1 pseudogene is annotated in these 282 nt (G+C 50.0%); it reads left to right on the top strand.

From position 1 onward, the window contains the following. Window positions 1-282, top strand: a pseudogene (locus TZ48_RS24245) (hypothetical protein); the annotation flags it as partial.

Genomic DNA, 282 nt, shown 5'->3' with positions numbered 1-282 from the left:
CAACGACAAACCGTCGGTGACTTCGATTGAGGTGGCCGGTGAAGATGACTCGGTTATCGAAGGCGACGATATGGTCTTCAGTGTAACACTGTCTGAAATCACCCAATCCCCAGTGGAATACCCTCTAACGTTGCCTGAATCGGTTGATGTGGATTTAGCGAACATCAGCTTCACTAACAACGTGACCCTGGTGGATGGCAACCTCAATGTGCCAATCGGCGTGACGACGTTCGACATTATCTTGCCAACGGTGGATGATGAACTGGTTGAGTCAACTGAGAC

Origin of the sequence: Vibrio variabilis (assembly GCF_003263785.1) — a bacterium.
Lineage (GTDB): Bacteria > Pseudomonadota > Gammaproteobacteria > Enterobacterales > Vibrionaceae > Vibrio > Vibrio variabilis.
Note: the sequence above shows the minus strand (reverse complement) of the source record. Positions and strands in the feature narration are given on the sequence as shown.